23 protein-coding genes are annotated in these 26,968 nt (G+C 71.2%); 7 read left to right on the top strand and 16 right to left on the bottom strand.

Features of this window, described 5'->3' with window-relative positions; translation table 11 throughout:
* Positions 1-170 precede the first annotated feature (170 nt).
* The 7 genes from truB to rimP all read right to left on the bottom strand — a co-directional run bounded on the left by truB (position 171) and on the right by rimP (position 7,182).
* Positions 171-1,076 (bottom strand): tRNA pseudouridine(55) synthase TruB, encoded by a 906-nt coding sequence (gene truB / locus IO24_RS0123080; RefSeq protein ID WP_031138334.1) that lies wholly within the window; start codon positions 1,074-1,076, stop codon positions 171-173.
* Positions 1,073-1,525, bottom strand: a complete 453-nt coding sequence (gene rbfA, locus IO24_RS0123075) for a 30S ribosome-binding factor RbfA (protein ID WP_031138332.1) — start codon at positions 1,523-1,525, stop codon at positions 1,073-1,075. The genes truB and rbfA overlap by 4 nt, the downstream gene beginning before the upstream one ends.
* A 44-nt stretch (positions 1,526-1,569) precedes the next feature.
* A complete protein-coding gene (locus IO24_RS0123070; protein ID WP_031138330.1) occupies positions 1,570-1,863 on the bottom strand; it encodes a DUF503 domain-containing protein in 294 nt (97 codons plus the stop codon).
* A 153-nt stretch (positions 1,864-2,016) separates the two neighbouring features.
* Positions 2,017-5,136 carry a translation initiation factor IF-2 gene (infB, locus tag IO24_RS43280; protein WP_078899364.1) on the bottom strand — a complete coding sequence of 1,040 codons (3,120 nt, stop codon included), beginning with the start codon at positions 5,134-5,136 and terminating at the stop codon, positions 2,017-2,019.
* Between the two features lie 145 nt (positions 5,137-5,281).
* Positions 5,282-5,578 carry a YlxR family protein gene (locus tag IO24_RS43275; RefSeq protein WP_078899363.1) on the bottom strand — a complete coding sequence of 99 codons (297 nt, stop codon included), beginning with the start codon at positions 5,576-5,578 and terminating at the stop codon, positions 5,282-5,284.
* Between the two features lie 102 nt (positions 5,579-5,680).
* On the bottom strand, positions 5,681-6,679 hold the full coding sequence (nusA, locus tag IO24_RS0123055) for a transcription termination factor NusA (protein WP_031138323.1): 999 nt from the start codon (positions 6,677-6,679) through the stop codon (positions 5,681-5,683).
* A 2-nt stretch (positions 6,680-6,681) separates the two neighbouring features.
* Positions 6,682-7,182 carry a ribosome maturation factor RimP gene (rimP, locus tag IO24_RS0123050; RefSeq protein WP_031138321.1) on the bottom strand — a complete coding sequence of 167 codons (501 nt, stop codon included), beginning with the start codon at positions 7,180-7,182 and terminating at the stop codon, positions 6,682-6,684.
* Between the two features lie 227 nt (positions 7,183-7,409).
* Between rimP and IO24_RS0123045 the strand changes: the two genes are divergently transcribed.
* Genes IO24_RS0123045 through IO24_RS0123035 form a run of 3 tightly spaced genes read left to right on the top strand, consistent with a single transcriptional unit; the run spans position 7,410 to position 9,388 of the window.
* Positions 7,410-7,940: a hypothetical protein gene (locus IO24_RS0123045; RefSeq protein ID WP_031138319.1), complete on the top strand. Its 531-nt coding sequence runs from the start codon at positions 7,410-7,412 to the stop codon at positions 7,938-7,940.
* Positions 7,937-8,401: a ferritin-like domain-containing protein gene (locus IO24_RS0123040; RefSeq protein ID WP_031138317.1), complete on the top strand. Its 465-nt coding sequence runs from the start codon at positions 7,937-7,939 to the stop codon at positions 8,399-8,401. Before IO24_RS0123045 ends, IO24_RS0123040 begins: the two co-directional genes overlap by 4 nt.
* Before the next feature lie 48 nt (positions 8,402-8,449).
* Positions 8,450-9,388, top strand: coding sequence for an aminoglycoside phosphotransferase family protein (locus tag IO24_RS0123035; RefSeq protein WP_031138315.1), 939 nt, complete (start codon positions 8,450-8,452; stop codon positions 9,386-9,388).
* 105 nt (positions 9,389-9,493) lie between these two features.
* Here IO24_RS0123035 and IO24_RS0123030 read toward each other — a convergent pair whose 3' ends face one another.
* The 4 genes from IO24_RS0123030 to IO24_RS0123015 form a co-directional block, all read right to left on the bottom strand.
* Positions 9,494-11,194: a proline--tRNA ligase gene (locus tag IO24_RS0123030; RefSeq protein ID WP_031138313.1), complete on the bottom strand. Its 1,701-nt coding sequence runs from the start codon at positions 11,192-11,194 to the stop codon at positions 9,494-9,496.
* A gap of 72 nt (positions 11,195-11,266) precedes the next feature.
* Positions 11,267-11,797 carry a GNAT family N-acetyltransferase gene (locus tag IO24_RS0123025; RefSeq protein WP_031138311.1) on the bottom strand — a complete coding sequence of 177 codons (531 nt, stop codon included), beginning with the start codon at positions 11,795-11,797 and terminating at the stop codon, positions 11,267-11,269.
* A gap of 91 nt (positions 11,798-11,888) precedes the next feature.
* On the bottom strand, positions 11,889-12,737 hold the full coding sequence (locus IO24_RS0123020) for a GNAT family N-acetyltransferase (protein WP_031138309.1): 849 nt from the start codon (positions 12,735-12,737) through the stop codon (positions 11,889-11,891).
* A 126-nt stretch (positions 12,738-12,863) separates the two neighbouring features.
* Positions 12,864-14,885, bottom strand: a complete 2,022-nt coding sequence (locus tag IO24_RS0123015; protein WP_157851284.1) for a tail fiber domain-containing protein — start codon at positions 14,883-14,885, stop codon at positions 12,864-12,866.
* 251 nt (positions 14,886-15,136) lie between these two features.
* On the opposite strand from IO24_RS0123015, the gene IO24_RS0123010 reads away from it, so the two are divergent.
* Positions 15,137-15,355 carry a hypothetical protein gene (locus IO24_RS0123010; protein WP_031138305.1) on the top strand — a complete coding sequence of 73 codons (219 nt, stop codon included), beginning with the start codon at positions 15,137-15,139 and terminating at the stop codon, positions 15,353-15,355.
* A gap of 72 nt (positions 15,356-15,427) precedes the next feature.
* Here IO24_RS0123010 and ispG read toward each other — a convergent pair whose 3' ends face one another.
* The 4 genes from ispG to IO24_RS0122990 all read right to left on the bottom strand — a co-directional run bounded on the left by ispG (position 15,428) and on the right by IO24_RS0122990 (position 21,406).
* Positions 15,428-16,585, bottom strand: coding sequence for a flavodoxin-dependent (E)-4-hydroxy-3-methylbut-2-enyl-diphosphate synthase (gene ispG / locus IO24_RS0123005; RefSeq protein WP_031138304.1), 1,158 nt, complete (start codon positions 16,583-16,585; stop codon positions 15,428-15,430).
* Between the two features lie 168 nt (positions 16,586-16,753).
* The gene (locus IO24_RS0123000) at positions 16,754-18,046 is read right to left on the bottom strand and encodes a M50 family metallopeptidase (protein ID WP_107063001.1); all 1,293 of its coding nucleotides are present in this window, start codon (positions 18,044-18,046) and stop codon (positions 16,754-16,756) included.
* Positions 18,047-18,054: 8 nt separating this feature from the next.
* On the bottom strand, positions 18,055-19,311 hold the full coding sequence (gene dxr, locus IO24_RS0122995) for a 1-deoxy-D-xylulose-5-phosphate reductoisomerase (RefSeq protein WP_031138302.1): 1,257 nt from the start codon (positions 19,309-19,311) through the stop codon (positions 18,055-18,057).
* Between the two features lie 154 nt (positions 19,312-19,465).
* The gene (locus tag IO24_RS0122990) at positions 19,466-21,406 is read right to left on the bottom strand and encodes an acyl-CoA dehydrogenase family protein (RefSeq protein ID WP_031138301.1); all 1,941 of its coding nucleotides are present in this window, start codon (positions 21,404-21,406) and stop codon (positions 19,466-19,468) included.
* A 350-nt stretch (positions 21,407-21,756) separates the two neighbouring features.
* Here IO24_RS0122990 and IO24_RS0122985 point away from each other — a divergent pair, with 350 nt between their 5' ends.
* The 3 genes from IO24_RS0122985 (at position 21,757) to IO24_RS0122975 (ending at position 26,198) form a co-directional block, all read left to right on the top strand.
* On the top strand, positions 21,757-22,770 hold the full coding sequence (locus tag IO24_RS0122985) for a LacI family DNA-binding transcriptional regulator (protein WP_031138300.1): 1,014 nt from the start codon (positions 21,757-21,759) through the stop codon (positions 22,768-22,770).
* An 87-nt stretch (positions 22,771-22,857) separates the two neighbouring features.
* On the top strand, positions 22,858-24,900 hold the full coding sequence (locus tag IO24_RS0122980; protein WP_031138299.1) for a glycoside hydrolase family 31 protein: 2,043 nt from the start codon (positions 22,858-22,860) through the stop codon (positions 24,898-24,900).
* Between the two features lie 110 nt (positions 24,901-25,010).
* Entirely contained in the window at positions 25,011-26,198 is a 1,188-nt protein-coding gene (locus IO24_RS0122975; protein WP_031138298.1) for a sulfotransferase family protein, read from the top strand.
* 29 nt (positions 26,199-26,227) lie between these two features.
* On the opposite strand, the gene IO24_RS0122970 is transcribed toward IO24_RS0122975, so the two are convergent.
* Positions 26,228-26,941, bottom strand: coding sequence for a glycoside hydrolase family 12 protein (locus IO24_RS0122970; RefSeq protein WP_031138297.1), 714 nt, complete (start codon positions 26,939-26,941; stop codon positions 26,228-26,230).
* Positions 26,942-26,968: the final 27 nt, after the last annotated feature.

Raw genomic sequence — 26,968 nt, 5'->3', positions numbered from 1 at the left:
GCGCCCCCTTCCGCTCCCCCGGTTCACTCCGAGCGCCCGCTCGGACGGGTGAAGGAACGGGGGCGGCTGGATACACCCTAGGGGTGGGGGAACCGAGGGGGGACCGTGGAGCGGCGGCAGTGGAGGTACCCCGTGGCCGCCGCTCCACGGGCGGATCGCCGGTCCCTGCCTCAGGCGAACACGGCCAGGCTTTTTGCCTTGCCCCGCTGCTCCTCGACGAGCGCGAGGAAGCGGCCCTCCGGGTCGAAGACGGCGACGGGGCCGGAGCCCGCGTACGTCTCGGGCATCTCCAGCCGTACGCCGTTGGTGAGGAGCTTGGCCCGCCGTGCGTCGACGTCCCAGCGGGGGAACGCGGCCGTGGCGGCCTCGGCGACCGGCATCACGGTCAGTTCCTGCTGGAGCTGGTCGAGGGTGCGGGCCGCGTCCAGCTTGTAGGGGCCGACGCGGGTGCGGCGCAGCGCGGTGAGGTGACCGCCGACGCCCAGGCCGGCGCCCAGGTCGCGGGCCAGGGCCCGGATGTAGGTGCCGGAGGAGCAGACGACCGAGACGACCAGGTCGAGTACGGCGGTGCCGTCGTCGGCGACGGCTTCCCGTACGTCGTGCACGCCGAACGAGGAGACCGTGACGGGCCGGGCCGGGATCTCGAACTCCTCCCCGTCACGGGCCCGCTTGTAGGACCGCACGCCGTTGATCTTGATGGCGCTGACCTTGGACGGCACCTGCATGATGTCGCCGGTCAGCTCGGCGATGCCGGCGTCGATGGCGTCGCGGGTGACCTCGGAGGCGTCCGTGGCGGAGGTGATCTCCCCCTCGGCGTCGTCCGTGAGGGTGTTCTGCCCGAGCCGGATGGTGCCCAGGTACTCCTTCTCGGTCAGCGCGAGGTGGCCGAGGAGTTTGGTGGCCTTCTCGACGCCGAGGACGAGGACACCCGTCGCCATCGGGTCGAGGGTGCCGGCGTGCCCGACGCGTCGCGTTCTGGCGATGCCGCGCATCTTGGCGACGACGTCGTGCGAAGTGAAGCCCGACGGCTTGTCGACGATGACAAGGCCGTCGGGCGTGGTGTGCTTCTGGGTCATTCGGTGCTGTCGTCCGTCTCGTCGTCCTCGTCGGGCTTGCGGTACGGGTCGGCGTCACCGGCGTACTTCGCGCCCGCGGACGCCTCGCGCACCTTCTCGTCGGACTGGCGCGCCTTGTCGAGGAGGCTCTCGATGGTGCGGGCGTTGTCCGGGAGGGCGTCCATGACGAAGGCCAGGGTCGGCGTGAACTTCACACCGGCGGCCCGGCCGACCTCGGAACGCAGAACGCCCTTGGCGCTCTCCAGGCCGGCGGCGGCCGCCGCGCGCTCCTCGTCGTCCCCGTACACCGTGTAGAAGACGGTCGCCTCCCTGAGGTCACCCGTGACCCGGGTGTCCGTGATGGTGACGTGCGAGCCGAGCCGCGGGTCCTTGATCCCGCGCTGCAGCTTCTGGGCCACCACCTCTCGGATGAGGTCCGCCAGCCTTTTAGCCCGCGCGTTGTCGGCCACTGGTCCGTCTCCCGTTCTTTCCTGTCTGGGTCGTTCTCGGTTCGTCAGTCGTCTTCGCCGTGGAAGCGCCGCCTGACGGACAGCAACTCCACCTCGGGCCGGCCGGCGACCAGCCGTTCGCACCGGTCGAGCACGTCGCTCAGGTGCCCCGCATCGCCGGACACCAACGCGAGTCCGATGACGGCCCTGCGATGGAGGTCCATGTGGTCCACCTCGGCCGCGCTCACCGCGTACTTGCGATGGAGCTCGGCGACGATGGGGCGGACGACGGAGCGCTTCTCCTTCAGCGACCGTACGTCGCCGAGGAGCAGGTCGAAGGACAGAGTCCCCACGTACATGTGTGTCCGGATGACCCGCCGGTACGGGATCGATGGCCCTGCCATCCTCGTGGCAGGGACATCAGAACCGTACAACGAACGGCCGGGGCCGATCGACGGAAATTACTCTCCGTCGACCGGCCCCGGACCGGACCGTCTCGGAAGCCCGAGCGCTCAGGCGCGCGGCTTCTCGCGCATCTCGTACGTCGCGATGACGTCGTCGACCTTGATGTCGTTGAAGTTGCCGAGGTTGATACCGCCCTCGAACCCTTCGCGGATCTCGGTGACGTCGTCCTTGAAGCGACGCAGGCCCTCGATGTTGAGGCTCTCCGCGACCACCTTGCCGTCGCGGATGAGGCGCGCCTTGGTGTTGCGCTTGACCTCGCCGGAGCGGATGAGAACACCCGCGATGTTGCCCAGCTTGGACGACTTGAAGACCTCGCGGATCTCCGCCGTACCGAGCTCGACCTCTTCGTACTCCGGCTTGAGCATGCCCTTGAGGGCCGCCTCGATCTCCTCGATCGCCTGGTAGATGACCGAGTAGTACCGGACGTCGACACCCTCGCGCTCGGCCATCTGCTGCGCACGCCCTGCGGCGCGCACGTTGAAGCCGATGACGATGGCGTCGGAGCCCATGGCCAGGTCGATGTCGGACTCCGTGACCGCACCGACGCCGCGGTGCAGGACGCGGATGTCGACCTCTTCGCCGACGTCCAGCTGGAGCAGCGAGGACTCGAGGGCCTCGACGGATCCGGAAGCGTCACCCTTGATGATCAGGTTCAGCTGCTGGACCTCGCCGGCCTTGAGCACCTTGTCCAGGTCCTCGAGCGAGACACGACGCGTGCGCTTGGCGAACGCGGCGTTGCGCTCACGGGCGGCGCGCTTCTCGGCGATCTGACGGGCCGTACGGTCCTCGTCGACCACCAGGAAGTTGTCGCCCGCGCCCGGGACGTTGGTCAGGCCCAGGACCTGAACCGGCGTCGACGGACCGGCCTCGGCAACGCTGTTGCCGTTGTCGTCGTGCATCGCCCGGACTCGGCCGTACGCGTCGCCGACCACCATGGTGTCGCCGACCCGCAGCGTGCCGCGCTGGACGAGGACCGTCGACACGGCACCACGGCCGCGGTCGAGACGGGACTCGATCGAGATGCCCTGCGCGTCCTGGTGCGGGTTGGCCCGCAGGTCGAGCGAGGCATCGGCCGTGAGGACCACGGCCTCCAGCAGGGAGTCGATGTGCAGACCCTGCTTGGCGGAGATGTCGACGAACATGGTGTCGCCGCCGTACTCCTCGGCCACGAGGCCGTACTCGGTCAGCTGACCGCGCACCTTGGTCGGGTCCGCGCCCTCGACGTCGATCTTGTTGACCGCGACGACGATCGGGACCTCGGCCGCCTTGGCGTGGTTGAGCGCCTCGACCGTCTGCGGCATGACGCCGTCGTTGGCCGCGACGACCAGGATCGCGATGTCGGTCGACCTCGCACCACGGGCACGCATGGCGGTGAACGCCTCGTGACCCGGGGTGTCGATGAAGGTGATCTTGCGCTCTTCTTCGTTGACCTCGGTCGCGACCTGGTAGGCACCGATGTGCTGGGTGATGCCGCCGGCCTCGCCCGCGATGACGTTCGTCTTGCGGATGGCGTCGAGGAGCCGGGTCTTACCGTGGTCGACGTGACCCATGACGGTGACGACCGGCGGGCGGACCATCAGGTCCTCCTCGTCGCCCTCGTCCTCGCCGAACTCGATGTCGAAGGACTCCAGGAGCTCGCGGTCCTCCTCCTCCGGGCTGACGATCTGAACCGTGTAGTTCATCTCGCCGGCAAGGAGGTGGAGCGTCTCGTCGGAGACGGACTGCGTGGCCGTGACCATCTCGCCGAGGTTCATCATGACCGCGACGAGCGACGCCGGGTTGGCGTTGATCTTCTCCGCGAAGTCGGTGAGCGAGGCACCTCGCGACAGGCGAACGGTCTCGCCGTTGCCGCGAGGCAGCATCACACCGCCGACCGACGGGGCCTGCATGGCCTCGTACTCCTGGCGCCTCTGCCGCTTCGACTTGCGGCCACGACGCGCCGGACCGCCGGGACGGCCGAACGCACCCTGCGTGCCACCACGGCCACCGGGACCGCCGGGACGGCCACCGAAGCCGGGACGGCCACCGCCGCCGGGACCACCGGGACGACCGGCGAAACCGCCGCCACCGCCACCGGGACCACCGGGACGACCGGCGAAACCGCCACCGCCGCCACCGGGACGACCGGCGAAGCCGCCGCCACCCGGGCGACCGCCACCGCCGCCACCGGGACGACCGCCGCCACCGGGACCACGGCCGCCGGGGCCACCGCCACCGGGACGCGGGCCGGCAGCCGGACGCTGCGGCATCATGCCGGGGTTGGGACGAGGGCCGCCGGGGCCGCCGCCGGGACGCGGGCCGCCGCCCTGCGGGCGGGGCATGCCGCCCGGGGTCGGACGCGCGCCGCCCGGAGCCTGCGGACGAGGACCGCCGCCGGCACCCTGCGGACGGGGACCGCCCTGGCCCTGGCCCTGCGGACGCGGGGCGCCGCCGGGCGCACCGGGGCCGCCCGGACGCGGGGCACCGCCCGGACGGGGCGCCTGCGGGCGCGCCATACCGGTGGAGCCACCAGAGGTGAACGGGTTGTTGCCGGGACGGGGACCGGCCGGACGGGCACCGGGACGCGCGGCGCCGCCGCCCTGACGCGGAGCGCCGGGACGGTCACCGCGGTCACCACGGCCCTGGCCTCCCTGGCCGGGACCACCCTGGCCGGGACCACCCTGGCGGGGAGCACCCGGACGCGGCGCCTGGCCGGCCGGACGCGGGGCGCCCGGACGCGGTCCGGAGCCCTGCGGCGTGGACGGCGCGGCGGGAGCCGACGGGGGTGCGGTGAACTCGGGCGTGGTCGGAGCCGGGGACGCCGGGGCGGGCCGCGGCGCGGGCTTCGGGCCCGGGGTGGGACGGGGGCCGGGAGCGGCCGGCGCGGCGGGAGCCGCGGGCTTCTCGGCGGCGGCCGGCTTGGGGGCCGGCGGGCGCGGGGCGGCCGGACGGGCAGCCTGCGCGGGAGAGGGGGCGCCCGGCTTAGCCGGGGCAGCCTTGCGGGCAGGGGCGGACTTGCCGCCTCCGCTGCCCTGCTGGAGGGCGTCCGTCAGCTTGCGTACGACAGGCGCTTCGATCGTCGAAGACGCCGAACGGACGAATTCACCGAGTTCCTGGAGCTTGGCCATGACGACCTTGCTCTCGACACCGAACTCCTTGGCGAGTTCGTAGACCCGGACCTTAGCCACTTCGCTCCTTTGAGGTCCGGGTTGCGTCCGGACCGTCGCTAGTTCATGGGCGTACTCATCGCGTACTCATCGAGTGCTCATCGCAATCTCGACCTGCTTTCGACTCGCGAGGTACCTAGCCGCACGGGGTTCCGTACGGCACGTCTTACCGTGTTGCCTGCTCGGCAACTGTTGTCTGCCCGACGTATCGGCGCAACGCCTTTGTGTCGAGCGGCCCCGGGACGCGCAGTGCCCGCGGGAACGCCCGGCGGCGTACCGCCTGGTCGAGACAGACCGGTGCGGGGTGTACGTACGCACCCCGGCCGGGCAGCGTACCGCGTGGATCAGGAACGCATGCGTCCTTGATCGCTACGATCCGCAACAGTTCGGCCTTGGCCGCTCGCTCCCGACACCCCACACAGGTGCGTTCAGGGCATGCGCGGGCACGCGTCCGGCCAGACACCGTTAAGTCTACCTCCCCGTACGCTCCTCACCCCTTTGGGGCAGGATTCGAACAGATGCCGCGCGGGAACCTGTCGTGATCTGAACGATGCGCGGCTTGGATCTATTCCTCGGAGTTGCTCCCGGCCGGCTCCGTGTCCGGGCGGATGTCGATCCGCCAGCCGGTCAGCCGGGCCGCGAGGCGGGCGTTCTGCCCTTCCTTGCCGATGGCCAGGGACAGCTGGTAGTCGGGCACCGTCACCCGGGCCGACCGGGTCGCCATGTCCACGATCTCCACCTTGGAGACCCGGGCCGGGGACAGCGCGTTCGCCACCATGTCGGCCGGGTCCTCCGACCAGTCGACGATGTCGATCTTCTCGCCGTTCAGCTCTCCCATGACGTTGCGCACACGGCCGCCCATGGGGCCGATGCAGGCGCCCTTGGCGTTCAGGCCCGACCGCGTGGACCGTACGGCGATCTTCGTGCGGTGACCGGCCTCACGGGCGATCGCGGCGATCTCCACCGACCCGTCGGCGATCTCCGGCACCTCCAGCGCGAAGAGCTTCTTCACCAGATTGGGGTGCGTGCGCGACAGCGTCACGGACGGGCCGCGGACGCCCTTGGCGACCCGGACCACGTAGCTGCGCAGCCGCATGCCGTGCGGGTAGGTCTCCCCCGGCACCTGCTCCTGCACCGGCAGGATCGCCTCGAGCTTGCCGATGTCGACGAGCACGTTCTTCGGGTCGCGGCCCTGCTGGACCACGCCGGTGACGATGTCGCCCTCGCGGCCGGCGTACTCGCCGAGCGTCGCGTCGTCCTCGGCGTCGCGCAGGCGCTGCAGGATGACCTGCTTGGCCGTGGTGGCGGCGATACGGCCGAAACCGGACGGGGTGTCGTCGAACTCGCGGGGCTCCTGGCCCTCCTCGAGGTCGTCGGGGTCCTCCTTCGCCCACACGGTCACATGGCCGGTCTCCCGGTTGAGCTCCACGCGCGCGTGGCGGCGGCTTCCCTCGGTGCGGTGGTAGGCGATGAGGAGGGCCGACTCGATCGCCTCGACCAGCAGGGGGAAGGAGATCTCCTTCTCCCGTACCAAGCCCCGCAGGGCGCTCATGTCGATGTCCACGGCTACGCCTCCTCTTCCTTCTTGTTGTCCTTGCGGCTGAACTCGACCTGGACACGCGCCCGGACGATGTCGTCGAAGGCGAGTCTGCGCGCGGTGGCCTTGCGGCCCTTCACCCCGGGCACCTCGGTGTCGACACCCTCGTCGTCGACCTTCAGGATCCGTGCGACGAGCTCGCCGCCCTCGGCCAGCTGGAACTTGACCAGCCGGTCCGTGGCGCGGACGTAGTGCCGGTGTTCCGTGAGGGGGCGCTCCGCGCCCGGGGTCCCGACCTCGAGGGTGTACTCGCCCTCGCCCATCGCGTCCGTCTCGTCGAGCTTCGCCGAGAGCGCGCGGCTCACATCGGCGATCTGGTCCAGGTCGGCGCCCGTGTCCGAGTCGACGACGACGCGCAGCACACGCTTGCGGCCGACGGAGTCCACTTCGATCTCTTCGAGATCCAGGCCCTGGGAGCTGACGAGCGGTTCCAGTAGCTCTCGCAGCCTCTCGCTCTGGGTGGTGCTCATCCGGGTGACTCCTCGGCCGCGTGTGCTGTTGTGGGATGGGTCGCGTGTCTGGTCAAAGGGTATCCGGTCGTGGGGAGTGTTGCCGTCCACCCGGTCACGAACGGTGCCGCTGAGTGATGCCGGGCGAGGGCCCGGGTACCGTGATCACGGGCGTGCAGCCCTAGCGGTCCCTTCTCTCTCGTACATCTCTCGCATGTTTCTCGAAACGAGCCCCGAGGACGTCTGACGTGCCGTTCCCCCCATCGCCGCGTGCCCGCTCGGGGCCGCGCAGAAGGAGTCTGCTCGCCGTCGCCCCGGCGGCCCTCGCCCTGACGGGCTGCACCGGCGCGGATTCCGGCGGCCCGGCCGACGGTTCGGCGGCCGCCGACCGGGCACGCGCGCGTGCGGCCCGGGACAGCGAGGGGCTGGCGGAGCGCTACGACGCGGTGATCGCCGCCCGGCCGGGACTCGCGGGGCGGCTGCGGCCGCTGCGCGAGGAGGTCGTACGGCACGCGAAGGCCTTCGGCGGTGGCCGGAAGGCATCGCCTTCCGCGTCCCCTTCGGCATCGGCGTCCTCCGCCGCCTCGCCCTCCCCGTCCGTGGCTGTACCGGGGAACGACAAGGACGCCCTCGCCGGGCTCGCCGCGGCGGAGAAGGAGCTCGCCGACCGGCGGACCAAGGCGCTGGGCGGGGTGCCGGGCGAGTTGGCCCGGCTGCTGGCGTCGGTGGCGGCGGCCGGGGCGGCGCACGTGTATCTGCTGACGGAGGGGGACGCGTGAGCGAGGAGAAGGACCGGGAGCTGCGGGCCCTGCAGGCGGCACTGGCGGCCGAGCACGCGGCGGTGTACGGGTACGGCGTCGTCGGCGGGAGGATCGGCGACGGGCAGCGCGCCGAGGCACTCACGGCGTACGACGCGCACCGGGCGCGCAGGGATGCGCTGGTGCGCGAGGTGAAGGACCTGGGGGGCCGGCCGGTGGCCGCCTCCGCCGGTTACGCGCTGCCCTTCCAGGTGCCGGACTCGGCGGCGGCCGTGCGGCTCGCCGCCGAGCTGGAGGACCGGGTGGCCGGGGTGTACGCCGACCTGGTGCGCGCGGCGGGCGGCGGGCGGCGGGCCCTGGCCGCCGAGGCGCTGCGGGAGGCGGCGGTGCGGGCGGTGCGCTGGCGCGGCGAGAGCGTAGCCTTCCCTGGGCTCGCCGAGCGGGCCGGCACGGTCCCGCCCTCGGCGGCGCCGACGGCGTGACCCGCGCAGGGCGCGCACCGCGGACAGCACGAAGGGAACGACTCGCGCATGGTTTTCGAACCGCCGAAGCGTCTGGTCAGGGCGCTCGGTGAGACGGCACCGGACGGTGACGACTGGCTGGAAAAGCTGCCCGAGGCGGCGCAGCAGGCCGTCGCGCTACGCGAGTTGACCGTGGAGCGGGTGCAGGTGCCCGGCGGGCGCAGCAGCCTGGTCGTGCTGGTGCGGGCGGCCGACGGGACGCCCGCCGTGCTGAAGCTGGCGCCGGGCCGGGCCCGCCCGGAAGCGGAGCGGGCCGCGCTGGCGCACTGGGCCGGGCGGGGTGCCGTGCAGCTGTTCGAACCTCCCCCGGGCTCCGGGCTTGGCTCGGGCAGCGAGGTACCCCCGTCCGCGGCGGGCGTGCTGCTGCTGGAGCGGCTGCATCCGGACGTTTCGGTGCGGTCACTGCCGGAGGCGAAGGCGCTGCTGGAGGCGGCGGGGACGCTGCGGCGGCTGTGGGTCGAGCCGCCCGCCGGATTCCCCTTCGAGACCGTGGCCGAGCGCACCGGCCGGCAGGCCGACGCGATGCGGGCACGGGCACAGGCCGATCCGGAGGTGGCCCCGCTGGTCGGCCTGGCGCTCGCGGCGCGCGAAGAGCTGCTGGCCGCGCCGCCCGAGCACCGGCTGCTGCACGGCACGTTCCGGCAGAGCAAGGTGCTCGGCGGGGAGCGGATGCCGTGGCTGGCCGTCGGGCCCGACCCGGTGGTCGGCGAGTGTGCCTTCGATCTGGCCCGGCTGGTCCGGGACCGGGTGGAGGACCTGATCGCCCAGCCGTCCGGCGCGGCCACGACCCGGCGCCGGGTGAAGCGGCTCGCCGAGTCCCTGGACGTGGACCAGGAGCGGCTGCGGGGCTGGACGCTGTTCCGGGCCGTGGAGTCGGGCGTGCGGGCGCGGCGGGTCGGACGGCCGCGGGACGCCGAGGTACTGCTGGAGTTCGCGGGCTGGCTGTAGGGCGCGGGGCTGAGAGACCGGGGCTGCGGCCCGGACGGCCGGTCCACCCCCTGCCTTGGGGCACCGGGCGGACTGGCTCGGCCGGCCCGCCCGGCCTGCTCGGTGCTACGCCGTCAGACGGGCGACGGCTTCCTCTACCGTGAGTTCCTCGCGCTCGCCGGTGCGGCGGTCCTTCAGTTCCACCACGCCGTCGGCCGCGCGCCGGCCGGCCACCAGGATCTGCGGTACGCCGATCAGCTCGGAGTCCGTGAACTTGACGCCCGGGGAGACGCCGGGGCGGTCGTCGACCAGGACGCGGACACCGGCCGCGGCCAGCTTCGCGGAGATGTCGAGGGCCAGTTCGGTCTGGAGGGCCTTGCCGGCGGCGACCACGTGGACGTCGGCCGGGGCGACCTCGGCGGGCCAGCACAGACCCTTGTCGTCGGCGCTCTGCTCGGCCAGGGCGGCCACCGCGCGGGAGACGCCGATGCCGTAGGAACCCATGGTGACGCGGACCGGCTTGCCGTTCTGGCCGAGGACGTCGAGCTTGAGGGCGTCGGCGTACTTGCGGCCCAGCTGGAAGATGTGGCCGATCTCGATGGCGCGGTCGAGGACGAGGCCCGTGCCGCACTTCGGGCAGGGGTCGCCCTCCTGCACGACCACGACGTCGACGTACTGGTCGACCTCGAAGTCACGCCCCGCCACGACGTTCTTCGTGTGCGTGCCGGCCTTGTTGGCGCCGGTGATCCAGGCCGTGCCCGGAGCGACCCGCGGGTCGGCGAGGTAGGTGACCTTGTCGAGGCCCTGCGGTCCGACGTAGCCGCGGACCAGGTCGGGGCGGGCCGCGAAGTCCGTCTCGGTGACCAGCTCGACGGCGGCCGGGGCGAAGTGCGCCTCGACCTTGTCCAGGTCGACCTCCCGGTCGCCGGGGACACCGACGGCGACGATCTCGCCGTCGACCTTCACGAGGAGGTTCTTCAGCGTGGCCGAGGCCGGGACGCCGAGGGAGGCGGCGAGGGTCTCGATGGTCGGGGTGTCGGGGGTCGGGATGTCCTCGGCGGCCGGGACGTCCGAGGCGTCGACGGGCTTCAACTCGTACGTGATCGCCTCGGTGTTGGCGGCGAAGTCGCAGTTCGGGCAGTCGGCGAAGGTGTCCTCGCCGGCCTCGGCCGGGGCCAGGAACTCCTCGGACTTGGAGCCGCCCATGGCGCCGGCCGTCGCCGCGCAGATGCGGTAGTCGAGGCCGAGGCGCGCGAAGATCTTCTGGTAGGCCTCGCGGTGCAGGGCGTAGGACCGGGCGAGGCCCTCGTCCTCGGTGTCGAAGGAGTAGGAGTCCTTCATCAGGAACTCGCGGCCGCGCAGGATGCCGGCGCGGGGCCGGGCCTCGTCGCGGTACTTGTTCTGGATCTGGTAGAGGATGACCGGCAGGTCCTTGTAGGAGGACGCCTGGTCCTTCACCAGGAGGGTGAAGATCTCCTCATGGGTGGGGCCGAGGAGATAGTCGCCGCCCTTGCGGTCCTGGAGGCGGAACAGCTCGGGGCCGTACTCCTCCCAGCGGCCGGTGGCCTCGTAGGGCTCGCGGGGCAGGATGGCGGGGAGCAGGACCTCCTGGGCGCCGACGGCGTCCATCTCCTCACGGACGATCCGCTCGACGTTGGCCAGTACCTTCTTGCCGAGGGGCAGCCAGCTCCAGATGCCGGCGGCGGTGCGGCGTACGTAGCCGGCGCGGACGAGGAGCTTGTGGCTGAGGACCTCGGCGTCGGCCGGGTCGTCGCGCAACGTCTTCGCCAACAACTGGGACATGCGCTGGACCGGTGCGTTCGCCATGGTTCCTCTGCTCCTGCTGCGTGTAGGTGATGGCAGGAGGTTATCCGGGGGGTGCGCGGCGGTGGTAATCCGTTATCTGCGGCGCAGGGGCAGGGGGGCGCCCATCACGGCGTACGGCTTGGGCGCGCTGGGGAAGAGGACCTGGCGGGCGAGGTCCCGGTAGCCGAGGGAGCGGTAGAGGGCGCGGGCCGGGCTGTCGGTGTCGATCGCGGAGAGGATCGAGCGGGGTTCGGCGGCGCCGTCGGTGATCGTGGTGATCAGGGAGCGTCCGAGGCCTCGGTTCTGGTACGCGGGGTGGACGTGCAGTTCGGTGATCACGAAGGAGTCGTCGAGCCAGTGGTCGTGGCCGTTCGCCCTGAGGTACGGCTCCACGACGGTGGACCACCAGTGAGTGCGGTCGTTGGGCATGCCGTAGACGAACCCGACCAGGTTGCCGCCGGCTGTCGCGCCGAGGGCGCGGGCGCCCGGGTAGGTCATGTGGCGGAGGACGATCTGGCGGCGGACGGCGACTTCGTCGGGGCCGAGACCGAAGGCCACGGCTTGGACGGCCAGGGCCTCGTCGACGTGGGCGGAGAGGTCGAGGGAGCCGATCACCAGGTCCATGGCGGGGAGCCTACAGGGGGGTTCCCGTTCATCGCCTGGTGCGGGTTGGATGTGGCTGATCGCGCAGTTCCCCGCGCCCCTTGGGGCGCCTTCAGAACAGCACGCTCATGAAGGCGCCGACCTCCTGGAAGCCCACGCGTCGATAGGTCCTGCGGGCCGCCGTGTTGAAGTCGTTGACGTAGAGGCTGGCGACGGGGGCGACGTCGGCGAGGGCGTAGCGCAGTACGGCCGCCATGCCGGGGGCCGCCAGGCCGGTGCCCCGGTGTTCGGGGGCCACCCACACGCCCTGGATCTGGCAGGCGCGGTGCGTCGCGGCGCCGATCTCGGCCTTGAAGACGACCTTGCCGTCGGAGCCGAAGCGGGCGAAGGCGCGGCCGGAGCCGACGAGTTCGGCGACGCGGGCCTGGTAGAGCAGGCCGCCGTCGCCGGCCAGCGGGGAGACGCCGACCTCCTCGGTGAACATCGCCACGCAGGCCGGCATGATCGTTTCCATCTCGTCCTTGCGGACGCGGCGGACGTACGGGTCCGGGGTGATGTCGGCCGGCAGGCGGTCGGCCACCATGAGGGGTTGGTGGCGGCGGACCTCGCGGGCCGGGCCCCAGTGGGGTTCGAGCAGCCGCCACAGGTCGGAGGCGGCGCCGGAGGGGCCGACGATGGAGGAGCAGCGGCGGCCGGCCCGGCGTGCGCGGTCGGCGAAGGCGCGGACGGCGCGCGGGCCGGCGCAGATCGGGACCAGGTTGGCGCCGGCGTAGCAGAGGGACGTGAGGATGCCGTCCTCGTACCAGCCCCACATCTCGCCGCCGAGCCGCCACGGGTCGAGTCCGGCGATCTGCACGCGGGACGTCACGAAGGCGTTCGCGACCGGGTCGCGGTCGAGGACGGCGAGCGCGGCGTCCAGGTCGCTCGGTTCGAGGACCCGTGAGGTCGTCTGCGTCAACACGTGCGGGGGCCTCACACACTGGGGGCGGCTGATTCCCCGCACTGTACCTGGCGGAGCTGGGGACTGCCGCCCGCCGTCGGTCCGGTCACCGGCGGGCGGCCGGCGGGGCCGGCGGGGCCGGGGCGATCAGTCGCCGAGACGCCTCCTGAGCTCGCCCACCTCGTCCTGGAGGTCGCGCACCATCCGGTACAGCGCCTGTACGGCGACGACGGAGACCCCGTTGACGTCGATGGGGTGGATGGTCCGGTCGTCGGCCCCCAGACCGAGCGCCGCGTACCAGTCCTGGGCCATGGGGCCGAGGTGGCGTACGTCCTCTTCGTCGCGGTAGCTCCAGGTGCTGACCGGCATGGAAACGACCGCGCGGAGGATCGCGAACCCGTCTTCCGGAGGGCGGCCGTCTTGCACGTCGGGGGCCGGGCCCATCGCCGCGCTGGAGGGCCAGCCGAGCGGAGTGATGTTGCATTTGAGAGCACGGTCACTGGCACCACCGCCTTCGCCGCCACCGGCGTGAGTGATGTATCCCGGCTGTGTCAGCTTCGAAGGGCTCCGCTCGTCGTGGGCCTCGATGTCGTTGAGGAGGTTCCAGGCCCGAATGTGATCGGGATGGCCCATGCCGAGCGTCTTCTGAAGCGAGCCGACGACACTGCGGCACAGTGGCCGGGCCGCCTTTGCGCCCTGAGCCGCGAAAGTGGCGATGACCTGGTTCATTCGCGCACGGAGCGTCTCGGGATGCTCGCTTCCCAGGACGCGAGCGGATTGCTCGGCCAGGTCCGCGAACACCTCCACTACGGCTGCCGGCCCCTCGACGCCCCCGAGAACCGCCGCGTGATTGGACGCCGCCGCCAGTGTGTACGGGTGCTCCGGGCCGTAGTGCTCCTGCCGGCGCCGCAGGATACCCGCGAAGAGAACGAGGGACGCTTCCTGATCCTCCTCGAACCGGCACAGGGCCTCGACCTCGGTCGCGTTGACGCCGAGTGGATGGTCCGGCCCGAGAAGCGACTCGCAGCGCTCACGCAGGGCAGTGGCCATCAGCAGTGCCTGAGCGGGGGATCCGCTGCGCATGGTCCACCAAGCCAGGGCGATGCGGATGCGAAGACTGGTGGGGTGGCCGGGCCCGAGTGCGGTGTCCGCACGGTCGGCAAGCTCGTCGAGCAGGCCGCAGGCCTCCTCCAGGTGGCCCGCCCGTCCGGCGGACCAGCCATGGGCGTAGGACGCGTCGAGTGCCGCCGGATGGTCCGGCCCGAAGGTGTCGGACACCACCGGCAGGAGTTCGTCCAGCTCGGCGTACGCGTGGATCCAGTTGCCCGAACGCCCACTGGTACGTGCCATGCCCCAGCGCGCGAGGAGCCAGATCGCCTGGTCGCGGTCCGGGCGGGAGGCTTCGAAGCGGGCTGCTTCGATGTAGAGCCGGTTGGCCTCGTGCCAGTGCCCCATCGCGCCGGTCCACCATGCCTCGCGCAGACAGGCCAGGCGGCTCAGGGCGTGATCCGCGCCGAGGTGTTCCTGGCATGCTGCCCGCAGACGCGTGGTCAGCCGCAGGGCCTCCGGAACGCGCCCGGCCTGGCCGGTCCAGAAGGCGAAGGCGTGCCGGGCCGCCAACGTCTGGGGGCTGGTCTGGCCGCACTGCGTCGTCGCACCGTGGACGAGCCGTCGCGCGGCGTCCCGGGCCAGTTCGGGTTCATGGGCCGCCCCGAGCCGGGCGACTGCCTGGGACAAGGAGTCGAGCCGTGTCTGGCCAGGAGGCCAGACGGTGAACTCCCGGGCCGAGCAATGCGCGAAGACCGCGTCGGCCGCTCCGTCCCAGTCGCCCATCCAGTTGTCCGAGGCCAGCACAGGCGTGAGTTCCCTGTCCCGGTGCCTTCGCGGCGGACGCAGGTCTTCCAGCCGCTGCCAGCGTTCCTGCCAGTCCCTGTGGTCGACCTGGACGGGGCGACCGTTCCGAGCGGCCAGGTGGGCTATGCAACGGAGCAGGTTGCCGATGTCGTCCCAGTTCCCGTTTCCGACCCTGTCGTCACTGTCCTTCAGACGGGCGTAGAGCGTGGCTCGCCTGATCGACGTGAAATCCGGCACGGTCGCGCCGTCGGTGGCGCGCAGGTCCTGCCCGGCAGCATCCAGCAGCTGCTTCTTGGTGACGCCTCCGTCTCGCATGAGCCGGACGAGGTCCGCCCGGAATGCCCGCCACGTCTCCAAGGTCCCCCCACTGCTCCGATCCCGGATGGGAGTCCATGGTGTCCAGGCGTTCCGGGCACTGTCCAGCTCGATCCAAGCAGGGCGCCACGTGCTCATCGACGTCCGGGAATGTGTCGTGGAGGTCCGGGAATCGCCCACAGGCGACCGCCGCGCGGTGCACTCGTACCAGTCGACGGTCGGATGCCGACCCTGTCCCCGGAGGTTCCGTGATGCCAGTTGTCCTCTATGCCCTGGGCGACTCCCCGCTGGTCGCCGTTCTGGCGATCGCCGCGATCGTGGTTCCGGTGCTGCTCCGGCAGCTGCTGCTGTTCCTCGGCTTCCGGTGGGCGCTGCGCGGTGCGCGGCAGGACGCGTCGCGCGTGTCGCTGTTCACCACGTACTCCGCGGCCCTGACGGCCCGCCGCGCACGCCGGGCCCGTCGCCGGTGAGCGGGAGTGCCCCGGAGGGCGCAGATGGCCGGGAGGACGGTGCGCTCCCGGCCCGGGACGGTCGCCGAGCGGTCAGCCCGCGACCGCCACCGACGGCTCGCCCGACGCCACGCCGTCCAGTTCCATCTGCTCGGCCAGCTTCATGGCCTCTTCGATGAGGGTCTCCACGATCTTGGACTCGGGCACGGTCTTGATGACCTCACCCTTGACGAAGATCTGGCCCTTGCCGTTGCCGGAGGCGACGCCGAGGTCGGCCTCGCGGGCCTCGCCGGGGCCGTTGACGACGCAGCCCATGACGGCGACGCGGAGCGGGACCTCCATGCCGGTGAGGCCGGCCGTGACCTCTTCGGCCAGCTTGTAGACGTCGACCTGGGCGCGGCCGCAGGACGGGCAGGAGACGATCTCCAGGCCGCGCTGCTTGAGGTTGAGCGACTCCAGGATCTGGTTGCCGACCTTGACCTCCTCGACCGGCGGGGCCGACAGAGAGACGCGGATCGTGTCGCCGATGCCCTGGGAGAGCAGGGCGCCGAAGGCGACGGCCGACTTGATGGTGCCCTGGAAGGCCGGGCCCGCCTCCGTGACGCCGAGGTGCAGCGGGTAGTCGCACTGGGCGGCGAGCTGCTTGTACGCCTCGATCATGACGACCGGGTCGTTGTGCTTGACGGAGATCTTGATGTCGCGGAAGTCGTGCTCCTCGAAGAGGGACGCCTCCCACAGGGCCGACTCGACGAGGGCCTCGGGGGTCGCCTTGCCGTACTTCTGGAGGAGGCGCCGGTCGAGGGAGCCGGCGTTGACGCCGATGCGGATCGGGGTGCCGTGGTCACGGGCCGCCTTGGCGATCTCCTTGACCTTGTCGTCGAACTGCTTGATGTTGCCCGGGTTCACGCGGACCGCGGCGCAGCCCGCCTCGATCGCGGCGAAGACGTACTTGGGCTGGAAGTGGATGTCGGCGATGACCGGGAGCTGCGACTTGCGGGCGATGGTCGCGAGGGCGTCGGCGTCGTCCTGGGTCGGGCAGGCGACACGGACGATCTGGCAGCCCGAAGCGGTGAGTTCGGCGATCTGCTGGAGGGTCGCGCCGATGTCCGACGTGCGGGTCGTGGTCATCGACTGCACCGAGACAGGGGCGTCTCCGCCGACGGCCACGGATCCGACCTGGATCTGGCGGCTCTTCCGGCGCTCGGCGAGCTTGGTCGGAACGGACGGCATGCCGAGAGAAATCGCAGTCATCTGCTGTGCAACCCCAAGTCGTGGATCAAGGTCCGGTCCCGTGAGCAGCGGGCTCCGAGCTTCGAGATTACGGCACATGCCTCGGCGCGGGCACATCCCACCCACCGTGCCACTCGATGGGAGGCGGCCCGGCGAAAAGCGTGCCGGGCCGCCACGAACACCGTATGACTAGGAAATTCTCACCGGGTTAACCACGTCGGCGATCAGGACCAGGATCGTGAAGCAGATGAAGATCCCGGCGACGACATAGGCGACCGGCATGAGCTTCGCCACGTCGAAGGGGCCCGGGTCCGGCCGGCGCAGCACCTTGGCCGTGTTGCGGCGCAGCGACTCCCACAGCGCGCCCGCGATGTGGCCGCCGTCGAGCGGCAGCAGCGGGAGCATGTTGAACAGGAACAGGGAGAGGTTGAAGCCGGCGACCAGCATCAGGGCCATGGCCAGCTGCTGGGTGGGCGGGATGTCGAGGGTGAAGATCTCGCCGCCGACGCGGGCCGCGCCGACCACGCCCATCGGGGAGTCGGCCTCGCGTTCGGCGCCGTCGAAGGCCGCGTTCCACAGGGCCGGGACCTTGCCGGGGAGGGCGGCGAGGGAGTCGACGGCCTCCCCGATCCGGTCGCCCATCCAGGTCACGGAGTCGCCGAAGTCCTGCTTGACCACGCCGGTGGCCGCGCTGAAGCCGAGGAAGCCCGCCTGGACGTACTGACCCTCGACGATCTGGCCACCGGAGTCCTTCTTGGCGACCTGGTTGGTGGCGATCGTGGCGTGCAGGGTGACGTCCTGGCCCTTGCGGTCGACGACGATCGGCACCTCCTTGCCGGGGGTGGCACGGATCAGGTCGGACAGCTTGTTCCAGTCGTCGGTCCTGACGCCGTTGAAGGAGACGATCTTGTCGCCCGCCTTGAGCCCGGCGGCGGCGGCCGGGGCGGCCGGGTCGCCCTTCTCGCACTTGTCCCGGTTCTCGTTCTGCGCGATGACGCACTGGGAGACCGAGCTGACCGTGGTGGTCTGCTGGGTGATGCCGAAGCCCATCAGGACGGTGAGGAACAGCGCCACCGCCAGGACCAGGTTCATGAAGGGGCCCGCGAACATCACGATCACGCGCTTCCAGGGGGCGCGCGTGTAGAACATGCGGTTCTCGTCGCCCGGCTTGAGCTCCTCGTAGGCGGCGGTGCGGGCGTCCTCGATCATGCCGCGCCAGGGGGAGGTGGAGCGGGCTTCCATGCGGCCGTCGGGGCCGGGCGGGAACATGCCGATCATGCGGATGTAGCCGCCGAACGGAATGGCCTTGATGCCGTACTCCGTCTCGCCCTTGTTGCGCGAGAAGAGGGTGGGGCCGAAGCCGACCATGTACTGCGGCACGCGGATGCCGAAGAGCTTGGCGGTGGACAGGTGCCCCAGCTCGTGCCACGCGATCGAGAACAGCAGGCCGACCGCGAAGAGGACTATGCCGAGGATGAACATCAGGGTCGTCATGCACGGGCCTCCGCCGTCTGTGCCGCCAGTTGCCGGGCCCGGGTCCGCGCCCAGGTCTCCGCTTCGAGGACGTCCGACACGGTGAGTGAGGTTCCCGTACGCGGCGTGCCGTGCTCCTCGACGACCCGGGTGACGGTGTCCATGATCCCGTTGAAGGGCAGTGCGCCCTGGCGGAACGCCTCCACGCACTCCTCGTTGGCCGCATTGAACACCGCCGGGGCGGTGCCCGCGAGCTCGCCCACGTGCCGGGCGAGGTTCACTGAGGGGAAGGCCTCGTTGTCGAGCGGGAAGAACTCCCAGGTCGAGGCCTTGCTCCAGTCGAAGGTGGGTGCCGCGTCGGGCACGCGCTCGGGCCAGCCGAGGCCGATGGCGATGGGCCCGCGCATGTCGGGCGGGGTCGCCTGGGCCAGTGTCGATCCATCCGTGAACTCAACCATCGAGTGGACATACGACTGGGGATGCACGACGACCTCAATGCGGTCGAAGGGAATGTCGTAGAGGAGGTGCGCCTCGATGACCTCCAGGCCCTTGTTGACGAGGGTCGCGGAGTTGATCGTGATGACCGGGCCCATGGCCCAGGTGGGGTGGGCGAGGGCGTCCTCGACGGTGACGCTCGCGAGCTCGGCCTTCGTACGGCCGCGGAACGGGCCGCCGGAGGCGGTGACCACCAGCTTGCGGACGTCGGCGCGGGTGCCGGCGGCCACGGCCTGGAAGAGGGCGGCGTGCTCGGAGTCGACCGGGATGATCTGCCCGGGCTTGGCGAGGGCCTTGACCAGCGGGCCGCCCACGATGAGCGACTCCTTGTTGGCGAGCGCGAGGGTGCGGCCCGCCTCCAGGGCGGCCAGGGTCGGGGCGAGGCCGATGGAGCCGGTGATGCCGTTCAGGACGGTGTGGCAGTCGGAGGCCGCGAGCTGTGTGGCGGCGTCCGGCCCGGCGAGGATCTCGGGGAGCGGCTCGCTCGTGCCGTACTGCGCGGTGAGCGCCTCGCGCAGGGCCGGTACCACGTCCTCGCGGGCCACCGCGACGGTGCGCACGCGCAGCCGGTACGCCTGCTCGGCGAGGAGGGCGACCCGGCCGCCGTTGGCCGAGAGGCCGGTGACGCGGAACCGGTCGGGGTTGCGCAGCACGAGGTCGATGGCCTGCGTGCCGATGGACCCGGTGGAGCCGAGGATCACCACGTCCTTCGGGCCGTCGCCCGCGACCGGGTCGTAGACGAGGTGCGGGTCGGCGAGGGGTGCTGGACTGTCGCTCATTGCTCCATTGTTGCCGTAAGGGCGGTGTGTGAGGACAGCGCATCCCTATCACGGGGGGTGTGTTACCGGCCATCGCCTCACGGACGCGCACGAGACCACGGCGCTTGCCCTCATGGGGGCGCGGTTCCACGACGCCGCGCCCCCATGAGCTCGGTCAGCGGATCGGCCGGTGGACGTTCTCCTTCCGGCTCGGCCCCGGTGTCGCGTCCGCGATCCAGGGGCCCTCGCCCGACGGGTCGACGATGCCCTGCTCCAGCCACTCGTACGTGCCCGACAGGACGCCCTTGACGACCTTGCGGTCGAGGTCGTCGGTGTTGGTCCACAGGCGGGTGAAGAGCTCCTCGATGCGGATCCTGGCCTGGCGGCAGAAGACGTCGGCGAGCTGGTAGGCCTCACGGCCGTGGTCGCCCTGGCCGCGCAGCAGTTCGGCCCGGACACAGGAGGCGCTCATGGCGAACAGTTCGGCGCCGATGTCGACGATCCGGCCGAGGAAGCCCTGCTTGGACTCCATGCGGCCCTGCCAGCGGGACATGGCGTAGAAGGTGGAGCGGGCGAGCTTGCGGGCGGTGCGCTCGACGTAGCGCAGGTGCCCGGAGAGATCCACCTCGTGTTTGAACTCGCTGTAGGAGGCCGGGAGCTGGCCGGGTCCCGCGACCAGTTTCGGCAGCCACTTGGCGTAGAACACGCCCGCGTTGGCGCCCGCCTTCGCCTTGTCGCCGAGGGACTTCTCGGGGTCGATGAGGTCGCCGGCGACCGAGAGGTGGGCGTCGACGGCCTCGCGCGCGATCAGCAGGTGCATGATCTCGGTGGAGCCCTCGAAGATGCGGTTGATGCGCAGGTCGCGCAGGAGCTGCTCGGCGGGGACGCCGCGCTCGCCGCGGGCACGGAGGGAGTCGGCCGTCTCGAAGCCGCGTCCGCCGCGGATCTGGACGAGTTCGTCGGCCATCGTCCAGGCCATCTCGGAGGCGTACAGCTTGGCGAGGGCGCCTTCGATGCGGATGTCGTTGCGGTCCTCGTCGGCCATCTGCGAGGCCAGGTCCGTCACGGCCTCCAGGGCGAAGGTGGTGGCCGCGATGAAGGAGATCTTGGAGCCGACCGCCTCGTGGTCCGCGACGGGCTTGCCCCACTGCTCGCGGGCCGCCGACCACTCCCGGGCGATCTTCAGGCACCACTTGCCGGCCGCGACGCAGGAGGCGGGCAGGGAGAGCCGGCCGGTGTTGAGCGTGGTCAGGGCGATCTTGAGGCCCTGGCCCTCCTCGCCGACACGGTTGGCGGCGGGGACGCGGACCTGGTGGAAGCGGGTGACGCCGTTCTCGATGCCGCGCAGCCCCATGAAGGCGTTGCGGTTCTCGACGGTGACGCCCGGCGCGTTCGTCTCGACGACGAAGGCGGTGATGCCGCCCCGGTGGCCCTCGCTCTTCGGGACCCGGGCCATGACGACGAGCAGGTCGGCGACGACGCCGTTGGTGGTCCACAGCTTCACGCCGTCGAGGACGTAGTCGTCACCGTCGGGCATGGCCGTGGTGGCGAGGCGGGCCGGGTCGGAGCCGACGTCGGGTTCGGTGAGCAGGAAGGCGCTGATGTCCGTGCGGGCACAGCGCGGCAGGAAGCGTTCGCGCTGTTCCTGCGTGCCGAACAGTTTCAGGGGCTGGGGCACGCCGATCGACTGGTGCGCGGAGAGCAGCACGCCGATCGCGGGGCTGGCAGAGCCGGCCAGGGTGAGCGCCTTGTTGTAGTACACCTGCCCGAGGCCGAGCCCGCCGTACTTGGTGTCGATCTTCATGCCGAAGGCGCCGAGCTCCTTCAGCCCGTCGATCACCTCGTCGGGGATCCGGGCCTCACGCTCGATGAGGGCCCCGTCGACCTTCGTCTCGACGAAGTCGCGGAGCTTGGCGAGGAACTCCTCGCCGCGCTGGGCCACCTCGTCGTCAGGGAGGGGGTGGGGGTGGATGAGGTCGAGCCGGAAGCGGCCGAGGAACAGCTCCTTGGCGAAGCTGGGCTTGCGCCAGTGCTGTTCCCGGGCGGCCTCCGCCACCTCACGGGCCTCCCGCTCGGTGACGGCGGGACGGGAAGAGGGGGTGGTGGAAGCGGACATGAGGGGCACCTCGCCGCAACTAGGAAGATGGAGGACCGTTTCGTTACCGACCAGTGCTACTGGATCGTTGTTACCCGAATACGGACGCTCCCACCAGTCCTCGCGCGTCCGTTCAGCCGAAGGGGGCGGAGGGCGCCGGGCACTTGTCGCGCGCCTGACGACGGTGTTGCATCGAGGTGCCCTCCCGGAGACGGCTCCCCGACCTGAGAGCGCTCCTGGAAATCCGTATCGAAGCGCTTCGACAACCTATGGACACCCACTCCTGCTGGAGCTACTGTCGAACCACCCTCACTCACCCTCATCAGCAACGCGCATTGTCGAAGCGCTTCACAAAGAGCTTGGAGAGCTGGATGGTCACCCTCGCCGAGGTCGCCCAGCACGCCGGAGTCTCGGCGAGCACGGTGAGCTATGTCCTCAGCGGCAAGCGGTCCATCTCCGCGAACACCCGGCAGCGGGTCGAGCGGAGCATCCGCGAGCTCGGGTACCACCCGAACGCCGGGGCCCGTGCCCTGGCCAGCAGCAAGTCGAACATCATCGCGCTGATGGTCCCGCTGCGCACGGACATGTACGTGCCCGTGATGATGGAGATCGCCATCGCCGTGGCGACCTCCGCCCGCGCCCACGGCTACGACGTGCTGCTGCTCACCGGTGAGGAGGGCCCCGACGCGGTGCGCCGCGTGGCGGGCAGCGGGCTCGCCGACGGGATGATCCTCATGGACGTCGAGCTCGAGGACGAACGGCTGCCGCTGCTGCGCGCGACGGACCAGCCGTCCGTGCTGATCGGGCTGCCCGCCGACACCTCGGGCCTGACCTGCGTCGATCTGGACTTCAGGGCGACGGGCGCGCTGTGCGTGGAGCACCTGGCCAAGCAGGGCCACCAGGACATCGCTGTCATCGGGGAGGCTCCGGCCGTCTACGAGCGGCACACCGGCTTCGCCGAACGCACTCTGGACGGGCTCCGGTCCCGGTCCCGGGAGCTGGGGGTGCGGCTGCTGCACCGGCCGTGCGAGGGAGGGTACGACGCGATGTCGGTGACGCTCTCCCGGATCCTCGACGAACGCCCGGACACCTCGGGGCTCATCGTGCAGAACGAGTCGGCGGTGGAGCCGCTGCTCGCGTTGCTGCGCCAGCAGGGCCGGGCCGTGCCGGAGGACGTGTCGGTGGTGGCGATCTGCCCCGACCAGGTCGCGATGCAGGCCTCGGTGCGCCTCACGTCGGTCGCCATTCCCGCGCAGGAGATGGGCCGGCACGCCGTGGACCACCTGGTCGCCAAGCTCGAGGGGCGGGGCGCCGACGAGGTCGTGCTGATCGCGCCCGAGCTGACGGTACGGGGGAGCACAGGGCCGGCGCCGAGCCGGCCGTAGGCCCCCACCCTCACCCTTCCTGAACACCGCCCTCCTCTCAGGGCACCCCCATGTCTGCACTCCTCCAGGAGCACAGGAGCACGCCACGTGAATCAGCCTGCTGAAATCCAGCCCCAGGTGAGCCTGGCGCAGTCCTCCCCCACCGTCGGCACGTTCCGCGAGCGGGACGGCGCGCTGGAGTGGAGCGGTCGCCAGGAGACCGTCCGGATCGAACCGTGGGGCCCGGACGCGGTCCGGGTGCGGGCCCGGCTCGGCGGCCCGGTCCTCGAAGGACTCCCGGGCGCGCTGCTCGACGAGGCTCCCGCCACGCCGTCGACGGTGAAGATCGAGGACGGGCGCGGGCAGCTGACCGTCGGCGCGCTCACCGTCGAGGTGAACGGAGAGGGCCTGATCCGCTTCCTGCGGACGGAGGACTCCGCCGAGATCCTCGCCGAGGACCGCGCCCACTTCTGGTGGCCCGGCTCCCGCCTCTACACGGCCGTCGGCAACGGGCACCACCGCCTGGAGCAGCGTTTCGCCGCCTACGACGACGAGAAGCTGTACGGCCTCGGCCAGCACCAGCACGGGCGTCTCGACCAGAAGGGCCTGGTGCTGGACCTGGTCCAGCGCAACGCCGAGGTCGGCATCCCGGTGCTCACCTCCAGCCGTGGTTACACCCTGCTGTGGAACAACCCGGCGATCGGCCGCGTGGAGCTGGCGCACAACGGCACCCGGTGGGTCGCCGACTCGGCACGGCAGATCGACTACTGGATCACCGCCGGGGACCCGGCCGACGGCCAGCGCCGCTACACCGCGGTGACCGGCCGCAGTCCGATGCTGCCCGAGTGGGCGGCGGGCTTCTGGCAGTGCAAGCTGCGCTACCGCACCCAGGACGAACTCATGGCGGTGGCCCGCGAGTACAAGCGGCGGGGCCTGCCCATCTCGGCGATCGTCTGCGACTTCTTCCACTGGACGCACCTCGGCGACTGGAAGTTCGACCCGAAGGAGTGGCCGGACCCGGCGGCGATGGTGCGGGAACTGGAGGAGCTCGGCATCAAGCTGGTGGTCAGCGTCTGGCCGTCGGTGTCGCCGCTGAGCGAGAACCACCCGGTCCTGGAGCAACGCGGCTGGTTCATCGGCACCCAGTACGGGCCGATGGCGCACGCCGACTGGCCGGACAAGGAGGTCGCCTCCACGGTCCAGGTGTCCTTCTACGACGCCACCAACCCGGAGGCACGGGAGTTCGTGTGGTCGAGGGTGAAGGAGAACTACCTCGACCCGTACGGCATCACGGCGTTCTGGCTGGACGCCTGCGAGCCGGAGCTGAAGCCCGGCTTCCAGGAGAACCTGCGCTACTGGACGGGCCCCGGCCTGGAGGTCGGCAACGCCTACCCGGCGGAGAACGCCCGCACGTTCTACGAGGGCCTCCTCGCCACCGGCGAGGAGGAGATCGTCACCCTCAACCGCTCGGCCTGGGCGGGCAGTCAGCGCTACGGCGCCGCCCTGTGGTCCGGTGACATCGGCACCGACTTCCCGACCCTGCGCCGTCAGATCGCGGCCGGTCTGAACACGGCCCTGTCGGGCATCCCGTGGTGGAACACCGACATCGGCGGCTTCCACGGCGGCGACCCGGACGACCCGGCGTACCGGGAGGTGATGGTCCGCTGGTTCCAGTTCGGCACGCTGTCCCCGCTGATGCGGCTGCACGGCTTCCGCGACCCGGGCATGCCCCTGGGCCCGGAGATGACGGGCGGCCCGAACGAGGTGTGGTCGTACGGCGAGGAGGCCGGGGCGATCCTGGAGCGGTACCTGCGGCTGCGCGAGCGGCTGAAGCCGTATGTGCTGGACGTCATGCGGGCGGCGCACGAGGAGGGCCTGCCGGTGATGCGCCCGCTGTTCCTGGAGTTCCCGGACGACCAGGCGACCTGGTCGGTCGACGACTCCTACCTGTTCGGCCCCGACCTGCTGGTCGCGCCGGTGCTGACGGCCGGCGCCACCGCCCGCACGGCGTACCTGCCGGCGGGGGCCACCTGGACGGACGCGTGGACGGGTGAGACGTACGAGGGCGGCCGGGCCGTGACGGTCGACGCCCCGCTGGACCGTATCCCGCTGTTCCTGCGGGACGGGGCGCGACTGCCTGTAGCGGAGTAGCCGCGTCGAAGGGGGTGGCCGGACCGATGGAGGTCTTCCGGCCACCCCCTTTCACCTGATCGGCCAACTTCCGTCCACTGAAGGCAAGTTCAAGAGGGTAGGTTTCCCGCGTGTCCTCGTCTCCGCTCGCCCTCGCCCTCGCCGACCTGGCACTGCGGCCCGCCTTCGGCTCCCGTCGGGACCCCGGCCGGATCTTCGACCGCATCGTGGTGGAGGCCGGGGAGGCGCCGGGAGACCGGGAGTTCGTCGACGACTTCCGGGCCCTGCTGGGCTGGTGGGCGAAGGCCGAGCACCTCACCCCGGTCGGCTGGCAGGCCGCGCAGGGGCACGTCCGGCGGCATCTCGCCAACCGGGCGCGGGTGCGGCGGCTGATCGCCGAACATCCGGAGATCGAACGGGAGCCCATCGAGAGGCCGGTGTTCGTGGTGGGGCTGCCCCGCACCGCGACCACCGTCACGCACTCGGTGCTGGCGGTCTCCGACGAGCACCGCTGCCCGCTGCTGTGGGAACTGCTCGCGCCCGACCTGGAGCTGCCGCCCCGGCAGCGGCGCAGGGCCGTCACGGCCGGGCGCCGGATGGTGCAGGGCACCGACCTGTTCGCGCCGCGCTTCCGCGACATCCACGCGATGGCCGCCGAGGGCCCCGAGGAGTGCACGTTCGCGCTGCCGCACGCCCTGATGCCGTTCTCCCAGGCCCGGATCCCCGAGTATCTGGCCTGGCACTGCGAGCGCGACTTCGTCGCCGACTACCGGTACCTCAAGCAGGTCTACCAGGTGCTCCAGTACGGCCGTCCGCGGCGGCGGTGGATGCTGAAGTCCCCCATGCACCTGGAGAACCTGGACGCGCTGCTGACGGTCTTCCCCGACGCGACGATCGTGTGGTGCCACCGCGACCCGGTGACCGTCGTGGCGTCCTTCTGCTCCCTGATCGAGCACGGCATGGCCGTCAGCACCCGCCCCGTCGACCTGGCCGGCATCGGCGCCACCTGGCTGGGCCTGCTGAGCCGGGCCATGACGCGCGGTCTCGCTGCCCGGGCCGCCATCCCGGCGCAGCAGCTGGTGGACGCCCCCTACTCCTGGCTGGGCTCGGATCCCGTGACCGGCGCCCCGAAGCTCTACGCCGCTGTCGGCGCCCCGTGGACCGAGGCCGACGCGGCCCGGCTCCCGGCGGCCGTCGCCCGCCCCAAGGGCGCCCGCAAGCACACCTACGACCTGTCCCGCTACGGACTGGCTCGCGACGCGGTCGAGTCGGCCTTCGCCGAGTACAACGTGCTGCGGGCCGAGGTCGACCGCGCCTGACGGCACGGCCGGCCCCCGCCCGCGACGGATCAGCTGCTGCTGACCGTCAGGTTGTTGGTGGTGAAGTTCAGCCCGCCGGACGACGAGGTGACCTCGTAGCCGAACTGCACGTCACCGATCGTCTCGTTGCCCATCCACTTCTTGGTGTCCTTGATCCACTTCAGGATCGGCAGGATGTTCACGTTGCCGGAGCTGGAGTTGGAGGTGCGGATGAACGAGAACACCTCGTTGGCGCCGTTGGTCCCCTTGAAGACGTTCCAGGAGTGGCCGCCGAGGCTGACGCTGCCCTGCGAGGTGCCGATCGGGCCGACGGCTCCGGTCTTGTTGACCCAGAGCATGATCTCGTAGTCGTGGTCCGTGTCCCAGATGTCGTACGACGTGTTGTAGGCGCCGGACGACGGGACACTGACGTTGTAGCTGCTGGAGAGCGAGCCCAGTGAGGTGATCGACTTGTTGATCGCCTTCGTCTGGTTCGGGTAGGACTTGATGCCGCCGGTGTTGGGGTGGTTGGCCCAGACGCCCCAGTTGGTGCCCGAGTTGGCCCAGATGCACTGGCTGCCGGCGCCGCCGCCCCAGATGTTGTTGTAGAGGGTGTAGCCGTTGAGGTTGGTCTGGCCCCACTGGTCGCAGGAGTTCCAGACGGCGGCGGAGGCGGGGGCGGAGGCGAGGCCGATGGTGGCGCCGAGCGCCAGGGCGGGAGCCAGCAGGGCCTTGGTGACCCTGCTCAGCGTGCGTGATGCCATGGTGTCCCTTCCATGGTTGGGGGGGGG

The organism is Streptomyces flavovariabilis (assembly GCF_000725785.1).
GTDB classification, from domain to species: Bacteria; Actinomycetota; Actinomycetes; order Streptomycetales; family Streptomycetaceae; genus Streptomyces; species Streptomyces hawaiiensis.
Note: the sequence above shows the minus strand (reverse complement) of the source record. Positions and strands in the feature narration are given on the sequence as shown.

Bases quoted from the DNA above. Each gene is read 5' to 3' on its own strand.
- truB (WP_031138334.1), bottom strand. From the start codon at position 1,076: ATGACCCAGAAGCACACCACGCCCGACGGCCTTGTCATCGTCGACAAG.
- IO24_RS0123070 (WP_031138330.1), bottom strand. From the start codon at position 1,863: ATGTACGTGGGGACTCTGTCCTTCGACCTGCTCCTCGGCGACGTACGG.
- rimP (WP_031138321.1), bottom strand. From the start codon at position 7,182: ATGAGCACCACCCAGAGCGAGAGGCTGCGAGAGCTACTGGAACCGCTC.
- IO24_RS0123035 (WP_031138315.1), top strand. From the start codon at position 8,450: ATGGTTTTCGAACCGCCGAAGCGTCTGGTCAGGGCGCTCGGTGAGACG.
- IO24_RS0123030 (WP_031138313.1), bottom strand. From the start codon at position 11,194: ATGGCGAACGCACCGGTCCAGCGCATGTCCCAGTTGTTGGCGAAGACG.
- IO24_RS0123025 (WP_031138311.1), bottom strand. From the start codon at position 11,797: ATGGACCTGGTGATCGGCTCCCTCGACCTCTCCGCCCACGTCGACGAG.
- IO24_RS0123015 (WP_157851284.1), bottom strand. From the start codon at position 14,885: ATGCGAGACGGAGGCGTCACCAAGAAGCAGCTGCTGGATGCTGCCGGG.
- IO24_RS0123010 (WP_031138305.1), top strand. From the start codon at position 15,137: ATGCCAGTTGTCCTCTATGCCCTGGGCGACTCCCCGCTGGTCGCCGTT.
- ispG (WP_031138304.1), bottom strand. From the start codon at position 16,585: ATGACTGCGATTTCTCTCGGCATGCCGTCCGTTCCGACCAAGCTCGCC.
- IO24_RS0123000 (WP_107063001.1), bottom strand. From the start codon at position 18,046: ATGTTCATCCTCGGCATAGTCCTCTTCGCGGTCGGCCTGCTGTTCTCG.
- dxr (WP_031138302.1), bottom strand. From the start codon at position 19,311: ATGAGCGACAGTCCAGCACCCCTCGCCGACCCGCACCTCGTCTACGAC.
- IO24_RS0122990 (WP_031138301.1), bottom strand. From the start codon at position 21,406: ATGTCCGCTTCCACCACCCCCTCTTCCCGTCCCGCCGTCACCGAGCGG.
- IO24_RS0122985 (WP_031138300.1), top strand. From the start codon at position 21,757: ATGGTCACCCTCGCCGAGGTCGCCCAGCACGCCGGAGTCTCGGCGAGC.
- IO24_RS0122970 (WP_031138297.1), bottom strand. From the start codon at position 26,941: ATGGCATCACGCACGCTGAGCAGGGTCACCAAGGCCCTGCTGGCTCCC.